14 protein-coding genes are annotated in these 13919 nt (G+C 60.8%); 7 read left to right on the top strand and 7 right to left on the bottom strand.

The window, feature by feature from the left end; all coding sequences use genetic code 11:
* Positions 1-154 precede the first annotated feature (154 nt).
* The 7 genes from AC1VON_RS10230 to AC1VON_RS10200 all read right to left on the bottom strand — a co-directional run bounded on the left by AC1VON_RS10230 (position 155) and on the right by AC1VON_RS10200 (position 7881).
* Positions 155-1804, bottom strand: coding sequence for a peptidoglycan L,D-endopeptidase MepK (locus AC1VON_RS10230; protein WP_483121916.1), 1650 nt, complete (start codon positions 1802-1804; stop codon positions 155-157).
* Between the two features lie 238 nt (positions 1805-2042).
* The gene (locus tag AC1VON_RS10225) at positions 2043-3185 is read right to left on the bottom strand and encodes a hypothetical protein (protein ID WP_483121915.1); all 1143 of its coding nucleotides are present in this window, start codon (positions 3183-3185) and stop codon (positions 2043-2045) included.
* A 213-nt stretch (positions 3186-3398) separates the two neighbouring features.
* Positions 3399-3938, bottom strand: coding sequence for a prepilin peptidase (locus tag AC1VON_RS10220; RefSeq protein WP_172352234.1), 540 nt, complete (start codon positions 3936-3938; stop codon positions 3399-3401).
* Positions 3939-3947: 9 nt separating this feature from the next.
* Positions 3948-4502 (bottom strand): tetratricopeptide repeat protein, encoded by a 555-nt coding sequence (locus AC1VON_RS10215; RefSeq protein ID WP_483121912.1) that lies wholly within the window; start codon positions 4500-4502, stop codon positions 3948-3950.
* A 52-nt stretch (positions 4503-4554) separates the two neighbouring features.
* On the bottom strand, positions 4555-5502 hold the full coding sequence (locus tag AC1VON_RS10210; protein ID WP_445299289.1) for a type II secretion system F family protein: 948 nt from the start codon (positions 5500-5502) through the stop codon (positions 4555-4557).
* Between the two features lie 19 nt (positions 5503-5521).
* A complete protein-coding gene (locus tag AC1VON_RS10205) occupies positions 5522-6493 on the bottom strand; it encodes a type II secretion system F family protein (protein WP_172352236.1) in 972 nt (323 codons plus the stop codon).
* Entirely contained in the window at positions 6493-7881 is a 1389-nt protein-coding gene (locus AC1VON_RS10200) for a TadA family conjugal transfer-associated ATPase (RefSeq protein WP_483121910.1), read from the bottom strand. The genes AC1VON_RS10205 and AC1VON_RS10200 overlap by 1 nt, the downstream gene beginning before the upstream one ends.
* A gap of 531 nt (positions 7882-8412) precedes the next feature.
* Between AC1VON_RS10200 and AC1VON_RS10195 the strand changes: the two genes are divergently transcribed.
* The 7 genes from AC1VON_RS10195 (at position 8413) to AC1VON_RS10165 (ending at position 13918) form a co-directional block, all read left to right on the top strand.
* Positions 8413-8592 carry a Flp family type IVb pilin gene (locus AC1VON_RS10195; RefSeq protein WP_172352238.1) on the top strand — a complete coding sequence of 60 codons (180 nt, stop codon included), beginning with the start codon at positions 8413-8415 and terminating at the stop codon, positions 8590-8592.
* Positions 8593-8709: 117 nt separating this feature from the next.
* The gene (locus AC1VON_RS10190; protein WP_483121908.1) at positions 8710-8889 is read left to right on the top strand and encodes a Flp family type IVb pilin; all 180 of its coding nucleotides are present in this window, start codon (positions 8710-8712) and stop codon (positions 8887-8889) included.
* A 74-nt stretch (positions 8890-8963) separates the two neighbouring features.
* Positions 8964-10019, top strand: coding sequence for a Flp pilus assembly protein CpaB (cpaB, locus tag AC1VON_RS10185; protein WP_172352240.1), 1056 nt, complete (start codon positions 8964-8966; stop codon positions 10017-10019).
* A 55-nt stretch (positions 10020-10074) separates the two neighbouring features.
* On the top strand, positions 10075-11520 hold the full coding sequence (locus tag AC1VON_RS10180) for a type II and III secretion system protein family protein (protein WP_483121906.1): 1446 nt from the start codon (positions 10075-10077) through the stop codon (positions 11518-11520).
* A 4-nt stretch (positions 11521-11524) separates the two neighbouring features.
* Positions 11525-11803 carry a hypothetical protein gene (locus AC1VON_RS10175; RefSeq protein WP_246740790.1) on the top strand — a complete coding sequence of 93 codons (279 nt, stop codon included), beginning with the start codon at positions 11525-11527 and terminating at the stop codon, positions 11801-11803.
* A 78-nt stretch (positions 11804-11881) separates the two neighbouring features.
* Positions 11882-13363 carry a TadE/TadG family type IV pilus assembly protein gene (locus AC1VON_RS10170; RefSeq protein WP_483121905.1) on the top strand — a complete coding sequence of 494 codons (1482 nt, stop codon included), beginning with the start codon at positions 11882-11884 and terminating at the stop codon, positions 13361-13363.
* Between the two features lie 6 nt (positions 13364-13369).
* A complete protein-coding gene (locus AC1VON_RS10165) occupies positions 13370-13918 on the top strand; it encodes a TadE/TadG family type IV pilus assembly protein (RefSeq protein ID WP_172352244.1) in 549 nt (182 codons plus the stop codon).
* Position 13919: the final 1 nt, after the last annotated feature.

Here is a 13919-nt window from a genome sequence, read left to right as displayed (position 1 = left end):
TGACGGGAAGACGATTACCTTACAATTTCATGCATGATTGTCAAATTTGGAAAATATCTTACAGAGCCGTCAGCGCGGCTTCGGCAGGGGTGACGGCCCGAGCATCCGTATTGCACCACACCTGTCCAAGCCGGTCGAACGGCTGCTTCCGCCCCTATTTGAAGCTGGCGATGGGCAGGAACTTGACCGCCGAGCCGGTGAAGCGGCGATGATCGGACGTCTGTCCACGCGGCTGGAATCCGTCGAGATAGACCTGCTCCGGCGCCGTGCGGATGAATTTGGCGGCGATGACGGGTGCCGCCGTCGGCCCGGCGGCTGTGCCAAGGCGTGCCGCAAGCGGCCGGCCGGTCGACGCGGCCGGCACGATCATGGCGGTGGCTTCGGGATCGAGACGTGGCTGGACACGGTCGGCCTTCGGGCTCGTCCTGACGCGATCTTCGGGTTTCGATGCAGGGACGGCAACCCGCTGAGCGGCCAGTCCATGCCCATCGTCAGGATGATGCATTGCCAGCAAGGCAGCGACGGCATCGGCGGATTTGGCTGCTTCCGGGTGAGGCGCCAGGCCTGTCTGGCTTTGCGGCCGCCATGTCGGCAAGGGGATGTTGAACGCCACCATGTCCGGCGCGACGGCCGCTGGAGCGGTATCCGTCTTGCCCAAGGGCATTTCGGCATTGGCCACCGCCGGCTTGGCGCCCGGCAATTCGGCATGTGCCGCGGATGCGCTGACTATCGCGACCGGTGCGGTTTGCGGCGTCGGAATGCTGGCCGTTGCCGTGGCGCGTGGGGCGAAGGCCGGCAGCGGTACCGCGCTGGGCGCCATCGCCATGACGATTGCTTCCGGTGTCTTGCTCTTTTGCTCAGCGAGCGGTTCCTCGGCCGCACCGGCGGACGCCACCTGAATATCCGCCCGCTGGGCTGCCTCCGGCGGCACGATGGCGATGCCCTGTCCCGCGGTCTTGGGTTCAACGGACCTAGCCGGTTTGCGTGGTGCCGGCACGGCCTCCGCGACATCCTCCGCGTCGTCCCCACCGCGCCCGCCCAGAAGCGTCGCCAGCAGGCCACGCGCCGGCCTGCGTTGAACGCCGTCGACGCTTGCCAGCTCGATATTGGGCGTGCCGGCGGACTTGCGCGACTTGTAGGCGGCAAGCGCCTGGTCATAGCCGGGAAGCGGTCTGCCGTCGCTCGGCACATGCAGCGTGTTGCCGTTCGGGAAGACTCTGGCGAGCTCCTGCCGGCTGATTCCCGGCCAATGCCGCACATTGCCGACATCCATGTGAATGAAAGGCGAACCGGAGGTCGGGTAGTAGCCCACGCCGCCGCCCTGCATCTTGAGGCCGATGTCCCGCAGCCTCTTCAGCGGCACGTCCGGCAGGAAGAAATCCATCGCGCGGCCAACCATGTGCTGGCTTTCCCGGGCCACGCCCTTCGAGCGGCTGCGCAGCATGGCGTTCGTCGCCGGCGAGCGATAGGCACTGACGACATGGATGTAGGACGTCGAGCCGCTGGCGCGATAGGCCTGCCAGACGAGGTCGAGCAGGCGCGGATCCATCCTGGTCGGCTCGTTGCGGCGCCAGTCGCGCAGCATGAAATTGATCTTCTTCAATCCCGCCTGATCGTAGCGCCCGTTGCGCTTGAAGACGATCTCGGCCTTCTCGCCGGTATGAAGATGTTTAATCCTCAAGGCGCGCGTCTCGGCGGACGCGCTGGTGACGCACAGGCAAAGGAACGCGACCACGATGGCCGGCAGCCATGTCCAACGATGGGAGGCGCCGGGCGCGTTCTGTTCGCTTTCAATCACGTTCATGCCTTGCACATTGTTTCTGTTTCGGGCGATTTGACGTCTTTCGCCAGCTGCTGAGCCTTCTTTTCGAAAACCTCGACCTGACAAGCGGGGTTGAACAGGCAGGGTTGAACAGGCAGACGGGCATCCGTCTCACAAACTCGTCCTGTCGATGAACAGCATCTTGGTTAACGAATCGTGTCCGTACCGGGAATGGCCCTTCCGCACTGGCCGCTGCCCGGACTGAATTCAGCCGATGGCTTCAGCGGAACAGATATTTCGAGACTTCCGGATTGCCGCGCCGCCACATCACATTGTCCAGGAAGTAATGGTGCACGTTGATGAATATCCAGGCGATGAACAGGAACAGCGACGAGCCGAGCACCGCCTTGTTATAGGGAACGATGGCGGTCAGCGCCATCGGCACCAGCCAGAACCCGAGCGCTCCAAGAATTCCGCCAAACACGATGAAGGCCAGGACGCGCAGCCTGTAGAGCGGTCCAAGAATGGACAGGGGCTTCAATCCCGGCTTCGTGACGGCATCCGCCCGGTCGCGCTCGACATTGGTCTGGTAGCGCCAGACCACCGCCAGGTACTGCAAGGAGTGGAGCGCCGGCACGACGAGCAGCCAGAGCGGGTTCAGCGTCACGAACAGGATCCAGGCATAGAGGGACACGACGTAGGCAACGACGCCGTTGTAAGGCAGCGCCCCGCCATGCCTGCGCCAGCGATTGATGAACATCACCGCGGTGGCGGCCGATGAGGCAGCGGCAATCGACATGGCGATGGTGATGAGCCATGGCGGGACCGCGAAGGTGTAGTACTCCAAACCCCAGAATTGCCTCTCGGTGATCACCACATTCGTCTGAAGCCAGGCGAACAGCCACACGGCATAGCCGTTGAACAGCAACACCTTCTTGTCCTGATCGCTGAAGAATTTGCGCTTCAGCACGGCATCCACCATCAGCATGCCGTAGCCTTGCTTGACATAGTGCCAGCCGACGAAAAAGCCCATCGCGTTGGTCGCATAGCCCAGAAGACGGGCGTTGCCCGTCAGCGAGCCATAGGCAAAGAAGGCAATCATGGCGAGCGGGACGACAATGCCCGCGAGAATATAGCGGATCTGGAGATTGCGGCCGTACCCCTCACCGCGCACCTTGCGGGCGAAATTACGATAGAAGATCTGGTACGAATGACCGAAATGCGGCTGGTTTATGAGGTGCGAGAGCAAGAACATCGTCAGCGTAACGGCGGCTTCATACCGCAGAGGCAGAAAATACAGGACCGGCAGGATCAGAAGCGCGCTTCCGCCAAGCATGAAGAAGTCGATGAACGGGCCAAAGAGATATTTTTGTGGCGTGGCCGCGACCGAAGCCGGGGCATCCGCCGAAAGGTGAAGTGCCATAATACCTTCCCCTGTGGATCGTTTATCTAGCCATCGAATTGATTGCTGGACAAGACATGGACCGCCGACAGGCAAGGCGGAGCGGCTAATGTGGGTCGTTTCGAGGCTGGTGATGATGCCCCCTGCCGTACCCGGATTGGGGCATCGGCGAAAAGCCCACGCCGGCTGGACTGATCTTGGTGCGTGAATTCAGCGGGACCGGCCCGTGGAGCTTCAGTTAAGCTGGTCCAGGACTCCAGAATTGGTCGCCTGCACCACATTTTCATAGATAAGGAAGGCTATCGTGCATATCGCGGCCAGCGAGATCGGAACGCCGAACGGCACAACCCCCTTGCGGTCGAGGTGCTGAGCATAAAGGCGGAAGGCGCCCTCGGGCAGCATGAACGGATTTTTCACGATCAAGGCCGTGGTGAGGGCAAAAACCAGCAGGGGGAAAGAAAAGACCGCAAGGCCGCTGCCCCCGATCACGAAAGGCATGACCGCCATCAGCTTGACATCTCCCGCCCCAACCTTGTGCAGGACCCAGAATGGGAACAGCGCGAGAAACAGGAGAAGGCCAGCAAGCGCACTCAAGCCCATATCCCACCATGACCCGGCCTGGACCGATAGGAGCTGGAGCGACCCGAGCCCCATACAAAGCAACAGCAGTACATTTTGGTTGGATATTTTCTGGGTGGTGAAATCGAGCCAGGCGACCCTGGCCAGCAAGGGGATGGCAAGAGCCTTCAGCAGCAAAGATGCGACAAGCAGCATACGGGCACCCTAGCGCTCGATGTTCTGCACGCTCGACGACAGCAGCTTCAGATTGTTGGCCACGGTCGGATCGTTGGGCGCCAGTTCGTAGGCCTTGAGGAAATTGCTGCGTGCATCCTGCAGCTTGCCGCGCAGCAGGTAGGAATAACCGACATTGTTGTAATATTCCGGCGTCGCGCCAACCAGCTTGAACGCCCTGCCATAGGCCCGGTCGGCGAGGTCGAAACGGTGGATGCGATCGCACGAAGCGGCCAAACCCATCCAGGCGTTACCATCATTGGGGGCCAGTTGCGTCGCCTTGAAGAACAGGGCGCCGGCATTGCCGTAGTTTTCCGCGCGGAACTGGTTCTTGGCTTCGGCGACTGCCTGGTCCGAGGCATAATATTCGACGTCGCTGACAGTCTTTAACCCATCGAAGGCATCGCCGAAGGACGTGACGTCGCCTTTCGACGGCTCGTTGGTGCGCACGACACCACCAGTGGTATCCGCCCCGTTTGTTTGACAGCCGGCAAGCGTCATTATCGACAGAATGGCTGCGGCTGCGAGGCGCATTGGCCTTGTCATTTTTGCCCCCAAGAGTCCCCGACCCTATTTTAGAACCAAAGCATATACCTATTCAGAAGAAAATGCCCTTCATGCGAATGATGAGAGGCAGCATGATGACCATCATCACCACCGGGAAAATGCAAAGCCCCAATGGAATCATCATCTTGACCGGCAAGGCATTGGCGCGTTCCTCGGCCTGAAGAATCCGCTGGCCGCGCATCTCGTCGCTGTAGACGCGCAAGGCGTCCGTCAGGCTGGTGCCCAGTTCTTCCGACTGCCGGAACAAAACCGCCAGCGCCCGCGCCTCTTCGAGGCCGATACGGTCCGAAAGCTCATGCAGCGCTTCTCGCAGCGGCTTGCCGGCACGCAACTGCAAATTCATGATCGATAGCTGAATGCCGAGCCATTTGTGGGTGCTGGCCAATTCAGTGCCGACGCGCTCCACCGCCGCCTCCAGGCTCATGCCCGCATCGGCGCAAGTGATCATCATGTCCATGAAGTCGGGAAAGCTGCGGCGATATATCTGCTTTTGCCCATTCTCGAAGCGGTCGAGCAGGATACTTGGCACCACGATGCAGGCGAGACCGAAGAGAGCAGCGCCGGCAAAGGCGAGAAACCCAGGCAATTCGGGCGGCAACAACCGAGACAGGAGCGCATAACCGGCCAGAAAACCGACACAGACCGCACCGAGCCGCGACAGCGTGTAGATTACCGGCGCGCTTGCTTGATGGAACCCGGCTCGAAACAATTTCGCTTCCAGCGCATTCGGCTGACCGCGCTCCTTCTCCAGCGCGCGGAAGTAGGCATCCACCGGCCGCTGCGCCGAAATCCTGGCCAGTTGTTCCTGGCCCAAAAGCGAGCGGCGATTGGTTATTCCCTCGGACAACAGGCTCCGGGCAACCAGCCTTCTGGTCTGGAGGACCGGCGTGATGACGAACGCGGCCACCAGAAAAAGCGCCGCGGCCGCCCCAAAGACGGCAAGAGAGAGCAGCACGGGCGAATTTCCAATATTGGTCACGAAGTCTATGTCCCAGCCCTCAGAGATCGAAATTGACCATCCGATACATGATGAAATCGCCCAGCAGCGCCCAAAGTCCAAAGATCAGGAACACCGGCAGAATGAGCGGGCTGTCCCACACATCCCCATAGAATGTGGGAGCGACGACATAGAGGATGCCGAACATCAGGACTGGAAACAGCGAAATGATCCAGGCCGACACACGGCCCTCGGCTGAAAGCGCCCTTATCTTCAACCGCATCTTGCGCCGTTCGCGCAGCACGGATGACAGGTTGGACAGGATCTCGGTGAGGTTGCCGCCAGTCTTGGATTGGATGGAGAGCGATACCGACAGAAGGTGAAGTCCCTCGAATCCCACCCTCTCCGACAGCTTTCGAACCGCCTGTTCGAGACTGAGGCCGAACGTGATTTCATCGGACACGATGCCGAATTCAGTTCCCAGCGGATCCGGCATTTCGCGGGCGACCAGCCCGATCGCCACGGTGGTCGGATGGCCGGCGCGCAGCGAACGAACGATCATGTCGAGCGCATCCGACAGTTGCGTGGCGAATTTCTGGATACGCTTGTTTCGGGCGCGCCGTAGAGCGAGAACCGGCAGCGCGAAACCGACAAGCAAAAAAACAATGACCGCGACCGGAACGGAAAACCCCAGGAGCAAAGTCAGCACAAATGCCAGCGAGAGGCCCGCAAACAGGAACACGGCCGCGAAAGCCAGTGGGTTACCGGTGATGCCGGACTGGGTGTAGAGCCGGTTCAGCCCTATCGCACCGAAGCTGAAATCGCCGGAGCCTGTCAGACCGCGCTCTTGCAGCAGTCCCTGCAAACTCTGTTCGGCAGTCGATTCTTCTCCCAGACGCTTGAGCCGCCGGTTGATCGCGCCCGCACGCGCCCGTCTTCCGGCGAAGGACAGATAGAAGGATTCGCCGGCAAGGATGACCGACGCCGCCGCCAGCACGTAAATGAAGTAGAGCAAGGTCTGCCCGGTCAGCATCAGAGTGGAACCTGCGGGTTGAAGGCGTCCTTGGCGAACTGATGGCCGAGCGACGCCGCTTCCTGGGCAAAGCGCGGCCGAACACCGGTGGCGCGGAATTCGCCCACGATGCTGCCGTCCGCGCCCATGTCGCGCCGGACGAAATGGTAGATTTCCTGGAGCTGGACGACATTGCCCTCCATGCCGGTGATTTCCGATATGGACGTCACGCGCCGGCCGCCGTCGGAAAGACGTTGCGTCTGCACGATGATGTCGATGGCGGACGCGATCTGCGCCCGGATCGAGTCATGGCTCATCGGCATGCCGGCCATGCCGACCATCTGCTCGAGCCGCGAGATGGCGTCGCGCGGCGTGTTGGCATGGATGGTGGTCATCGAGCCCTCGTGACCGGTGTTCATCGCCTGCAGCATGTCAAAGGCTTCCTCGCCGCGTACCTCGCCGACGATGATGCGGTCGGGCCGCATGCGAAGCGCGTTTTTCAGCAGTTCGCGCTGGCGGACTTCGCCCTTGCCCTCGACATTGGGCGGCCGCGTCTCGAGCCGGCCGACATGCGGCTGCTGCAACTGCAACTCCGCTGCATCCTCGATGGTGATCAAGCGCTCCCTGGACGGGATGTAGCTCGACAGGGCGTTGAGCAAGGTCGTCTTGCCGCTGCCGGTGCCGCCGGACACCAGGATCGACTTGCGCGCCTGCACGGCGATGCGCAGCAGTTCGATCATCGGCTGACGGATTGAATTGAGCGTCATCAATCGTTCGAGCGAATACGGATTCTTGGAAAATTTGCGGATCGACACCAGCGGGCCATCGACCGAGACCGGCCGCACCGCAATATTGACACGAGACCCGTCCTCCAGGCGGGCATCGACCATTGGCGCCGATTCGTCGACGCGCCTGCCGATCGCCGAAACGATCTTGCCGATGACGCGCAGCAGATGCGCCTCGTCGCGAAACCGGATCGCGGTCTCCTCGATTACACCGCGCCGTTCAATGAAGACGCGATCGTGGGTGTTGATCAGGATATCGGAAATCGAATCGTCCTTCAGCAGCGGCTCGATCGGCCCCAGCCCCAGCATCTCGTCGGCAGTGTCGCTGGTCAGTTGATCGAGTTCGCGTGCGTTCAGCGGCACGCTTCTGTTTCGAACGAACTCGCGGACGATCGGGCGGATCTCATTCAGGATCTCATCCTTGGAGGCATTTTCAAGAGTGGCGAGGTTGAACCGATCGATAAGATGGCGATGAAGCTCGACCTTGAGCGTCAGAAAATCGTCGCCATGCGATTCGATATCAGCGGCTGGCGACAGCGACGGAGTGACAGGCAGCACCGCCGCCGAATCGGCCTTTGTCGCCGCCTGCTGTTCGCCTGCCCCCCTGATGAATCGCCCCAGCATGATCGCTTATATTCCCCTCGGACGCATATTAGCGGAAACTAAACGTTAACCACCGCCGGCACAAGCGTCACGATGGCCCGCGAACAGACAATACTTTCAACATAGTTAAAGTCATCGGCCCGGTAATCATTTGTTTATTTGATACGGCTCGCGACATGCAACCATTCGATTCGTGCCCTTTCCATGCCCGACCGTCCCTCCGCCACGGAACCGCCGCGACATGCCTCTTAAGCCCTTAGATATAAAGGAATATGCAGAATAGCTAATACCTACACAATCTCGCCGCATGCCGGGCGGAATTGTGAACGAATGGTTAAGAGTGATCGAAAAATGATAAGAATCAATACCTTGCTAAGATGTTGAGCCGCTGTTTTCTTGGCCAATCAGGTATATGAAAGTTAAGATACCCTTAATCCCGTTTGACTCTGCTTTTTTGCGCGACCTAGGATCAGCGTGACGGGGGATGCTGGGTATGGGGTACATCCTTGGCTCTGTCTCGTCGGGTTCAAACCTCCAAAGGGAGAAATTGACATGAAGAAGCTCATGACGATGACCCGGCAGTTCCGCGACGATGAGAACGGCGCTGCCATGGTCGAATACACGATCCTGCTCGGCATCATCACCGTGGCAGTGATCGGAACGATCGTGACGGTCGGCGGGTGGGTCAACACCAAGTGGACGGCCCTGAACGCTAACCTTACAGGCCACTGAATCTGAGATCCGTAAACAGCCCAAGCCCATGTGGCTTAGGCTGTTTACAAGAGAAAGTCAGGACGGATTGGCTCCTGCTCTTCTCATCCGGTTCAGACCGAAAAAGAGGAAGTTTCCGTGAGAAAGCTCATGACGGTGACCCGGCAGTTCCGCGACGACGAGAACGGCGCTGCCATGGTCGAATACACGATCCTGCTCGGCATCATCACCGTGACAGTGATCGGAACGATCGTAGCGGTCGGCGGTTGGGTCAACACAAAGTGGACGACCCTGAATACCACTCTCTCCGCCAATTGACAGTCGATATCCAGGCCTGAGCGTACGCCCGGGCCTGGATCCTTCCAGATGTATAGCGGCCGAGGGCGGGAACCATGCGCGCTAATACTGTAATCATGATCGTTCTTGCCGGTGTGTTCGGCGTGCTGGCTGTGGTGCTTGCCAATATCTGGCTGGCAAACCAGCGTAGCGCGATTGCGCAGACAAATGACGTTCAGCGCGACACGGTTGTCGTGGCCGCCGTGGCGCTGAAGTTCGGCGATACGCTGTCCGCCGACAAATTGCGCGAGGTCGCATGGCCGTCGGGCGCGGTTCCGGCCGGCGCTTTCAAGACCGCGGAAGAACTCCTGACCAAGGACGTTCCGGCCGGCGGAGGCCCCAAGCAGGCATTGCAGGCGATTGGCGTCAACGAACCCGTGCTCGCCAGCAAGATCACAGGCCCGGGCCAGCGCGCCACGCTTTCGGCGGTGCTCGGCGAGGGCATGAAGGCCGTTTCCATCCGTGTCAACGACGTGCTCGGCGTCGCCGGATTCGTCTTTCCGGGCGACCGTGTCGACGTGTTGCTGACGCGAACCGTGCGCGGCAATGATGGCGCGGACCAGAGTTTTGTCGACGTGCTGCTGCAGAGCATGAAGGTGCTCGCCGTCGACCAGGTCGCGGATGCGAGCAAGGACAGCCCGACTGTCGTCAAATCGGTGACGCTCGAGGCCAGCACCAAGGATGCGCAGAAGCTGACACTGGCGGCGGGCGCCGGCCAATTGTCGCTGGCGCTGCGCCAGGCTGCGGCCAGCAAGGGCGAGACCACCGAACGTGTGACGCTTTCCGACCTGACCGGGGAAACACCGGCCGACGTCGCTGCCAGGCAGGCTGAGCTCGACAAGAAGGCCGCGGCGGAAGCGGAGGCCGCGGCCGAGCGCAAGCGCGCGGACGACAAGATCGCCGGCCTTGCCCAGGCGGTGGAACGGGTCGGCAGCCAGATCGACCAGTTGAGCAAGGTGAAGCCTGCTCCGGCCGTGGCGTCGGCGCCGGAAGTCCACGAAGTCGTCAAGGAAGTCGTCAAGTACGTTCAGCCGGAACCGCCGGCGCGCGCGACGGTGGGCGTCTTCCGAGGTGTGAAGCTCGAGACATATGACGTGCCGCGGCAGCCATAACAAGGGCGCCGCGACCAGGTTGGCGCCGCCACCAGCGGCGATTGGGGAGACGGGGATGCAAAGGTTTTGGGTGAGGAAGGGGGCGGCCGCGTTGTCGGCTCTGGCCATGCTATTGCTATCGAGCCTTGCGGCCGATGCGGCCGACCGCTTCATCGACGTGTCGAACCCCAGCGTCCATCGTATTTTCCTGCCGATGTCGCAATCGGTGACTTTGCAGGTGAATGCCAATCTGGGCGATATCGTCGTTGGCGACGAGAAGATCGCCGATGCCCAACCGATGACCGACCGCACCCTCTATGTCATCGGCAAGGGCGCCGGCACCACCACGGTCAATCTGTTCTCCACCGACAAGCGTTCGCTCGGCGTCATCCAGATCGAGGTCGGCGTCGACGTCTCCGACATGGCGCAAGCCATCAGGCAGGTGGCGCCAAAGTCGCGCATCGAGATCGGCTCGGTCAACGGCAGGGTCAGGCTTGCCGGTCATGTCAAGGACGGCGCCACGCTGGCGGCGATCATGGAAGTCGCGCAGCAATATGGTCCTGACGCCATCATCAACTCGGTCATCGTCGACGACAGCCAGCAGGTCAATCTGGAAGTGCGCGTGCTGGAAGCCAAGCGCAACTCCGGCCGCGACCTCGGAGTGTCGATCAAGAGCACGAACGGCAGCGGCACGACCAAAGTCGGAACGGGTATTGCCGCGGTCGATGAAAACAAGGCGGTGCTCGGCTCGGGAGCTCTGCTCAGCGACCTCCTGTCCACATCCACGCCCTTTGGAGCGCTGCTCACTCGCGTCATCGACAGCAATATAAAGGTCGACTTGTACATTGAGGCGCTCGAGGCCAAGGGCGCGGTGCGCACGCTTGCCAATCCCAATCTCACCACGCTTTCCGGCGAGCAGGCAAGCTTCAACGCCGGTGGTGAAGTCCCTATCCGAACTCTCGACAAGGATGGCCAGATCAGCATCGTGTACAAGCAATTCGGCGTTAATCTTCTGTTCACGCCGGTCGTACTCGACGATGGCAAGATCCACATGAACCTGGCGCCGGAAGTCAGCGACCTGAACGGCTTCACCACCGCCGGCGACCCGATCTTCACCAACCGCAAACTGTCCACCGTCGTGGAATTGCGCGACGGCCAGAGCTTCGCGGTCGGCGGACTTTTGTCCAGCAAGACCACCAAGCTGCAGAACCAGGTGCCGTGGCTTGGCCAGGTCCCGGTCATCGGGACGCTGTTCCGCAATTCAAGCAGCCAGAAGGAAGAGACCGAACTGGTGGTCATCGTCACGCCGCATATCGTGCGGCCGGTAAAACCCGGCGAGCAGTTGGCGACGCCATTCGACAAGACGCGGCCGGCCAACGATCCGGAATTCTTCGTCCTTGGTCAGCTCGAGGTGAACAAGGACATGATCCGAAAATATGAGACCGGCGACGGCGTCACCGGCCCCTATGGGCACATGCTCGACTTCAAATCGAAGGACAAGATGCTCTATGTCAAGAAATAGGATCTTGATCGCCATCCTGTGCGCCAGCGCATTGTCAGGCTGCGCTGCGGATTATCTGAATCACTACGATTCAGTGACTTTGGCGGCCGGCGACACGCAGAGATACAATTCGCTGCTGCAGACGGTCGATCCGTTCAATCCGGCGTCCAGGAATACACACATCGAAGGCGACGGTGCGCGCGCGGCCGCCGTGGCGCACAACTACAAATTTCCACCACCGCCGCCGCCACCACCGGCCATCACGGTCAATGTCGGCGGGGCGGGTGTGACTACAGGACAGTGAACAGAACAGAAGGACGCGGTTTCAGCGCGCCAGGCCATACGAGGGATCCTGGCGTCAGGGGAGCAAGGGGCAAGGGCCATGCTGCGGACCATTCGCGCATTCTGGCGCGACCAGAGGGGAATAGCGCTGATCCTCGTCAGCATTACGCTGCCGGCGATCATCGGCTTTTCGCTGCTGGCGATCGACATGAGCCGGGTGAACAATCTGCACAATGATTTGCAGAAGGGCGCGGATGCGCTGGCATTGGCAGGCGCAGCCGAACTCGATGGGACGTCTGATGCCATCACAAGAGCGGACCGTGCGTTGGCAACGCTGGTGGCCAACAAATATACGTTCTCGACATCTGGGCCGCCGCAGACATTGGCCGCCGCCGGCGTGACGAGGCGCTACCTGAAGTCGTTGCCGACCTCAGACAATCTGCCGATTGCCGCAGCCAACGTCATCACCGATGAAGTTACCGACGCACCCCTCGCTCGCTACGTCGAGATCAAGGTAACGCCGGTCGGATTCGCCGCCATTTTCCCGGCGTCATATCTCACCGGCAATTCAGCCAGCAACGGGTTCAATGTAGGCGCCACCGCCGTCGCCGGCTTCACGTCAAGCGTTTGCGACTACACGCCGGTTTTCATGTGCAACCCATACGAAGACACAAGCATCACCGGCGGCGTGACGCTGGAGCAGGCGGCGCAAAGCAGACAATATCGCCGTCGGCAAATCATCCTGCGCGGAGACGGATCCTACGCCCCTGGCAACTTCGCTTTCCTGTCTTCGCCGTTTGGCAACGGGGCCAACGAGCTCGAAAAGATGCTCGCGGACTCCAAGCCGCAGAATTGCTATTCGCGCGATGGCGTCAACACCGAGCCGGGGCAGAACGCCGGTCCCGTCGAGAACGGGATCAACTCGCGGTTCGGCATCAACTCTTCCAGTTACTCGGACGGACCTGCGGTCAATGTGCGCAAAGGCGCCCAGAACTGGGACCAGTACGTCACGAGCAATAAGGTCAACTACGAAACGGATGCCACCAAGGGAGTCGGTCTTGAACGCAACTCGTGCCAGATCGCCGGCAACTGCACATTGATGGGCGGCCGCATGGGCGCCGGCGACTGGAATTTTGCGCGCTACTGGTCTGTCAACCATCCCGGCCGCGCGGTGCCAGCGGCTCTTTCGGGCACAGGCGCCGACCTGCCGACGCGATACGAAGTCTATCGCTACGAGATCGACCCTGACGGCAATCCTCTCACCAATGACAGCATTGTCGGCGACGCTGCCGTCGGCGGCGAAAAAGGCACCCCACCTGTAGCGGCAGGTACTCCGATCACCACCGTCGACCGCCGCCTGCTCTACGGCGCGATCCTGGACTGCAATGCGCTTCAGGCCAGCGGCGTGAATTTCAAGGGTCGAGCGACAGGTATTCCCGTCAGGCGCTTTGGCAGTTTCTTCGTTACCGAGCCGATCAAGGACGGCAAGAATATCTATGTCGAGCTGGTCGACATCACCGGCAAGGGCGGACGCGGGACACTCGACAATTTCCTGCGCGACGAAGCGCAGCTCTATCGGTGACCGGCGATGATCAAGATGATGCGCCACAGCCTCGACAGATTTCGCCGTGACCAGCGCGGGGCCGTGCTTGTCGAGATGACGCTGATCGCGCCGCTGATGCTGATCCTGTCAGCGGGCGTGTTCGAATTCGGCAATCTGATCCACGACAAGCTTTTGATGGAGGCCGGCCTCGACGATGCGGCTCGTTTTGGCGCTCGCTGCAACAGCCAGATGTACACCGACGTCGGTTGGTCGGCGATCGACTGCGCCGATATCGCGACGAATATCGCGGTCTACGGCAAGGCCTCGTTGACCGTGGCAAATGGCGTGGTGACGGACAGCCCGCGCGTCAGCGGCTGGCAGAAAGCGAATGTGACCGTGACCATAGGCGCCAGCGGCTCCTGCCATGACGCTGTCGTTGCCGGCGTTACCCAATATCGATCGGTGACCCCGCAAGTGTGCATCGTCAGGGCGGCGGGAACCTATCCCTATAGTGGCGTCGGCATGCTGTCGCTTCTCAATATCGGCCCGATCACCTTGAGCGGCGCCCACGAGGAGCGGTTGATCCGGTTCTGAT

This window comes from Mesorhizobium sp. HAY1-8B (assembly GCF_056868045.1).
Note: the sequence above shows the minus strand (reverse complement) of the source record. Positions and strands in the feature narration are given on the sequence as shown.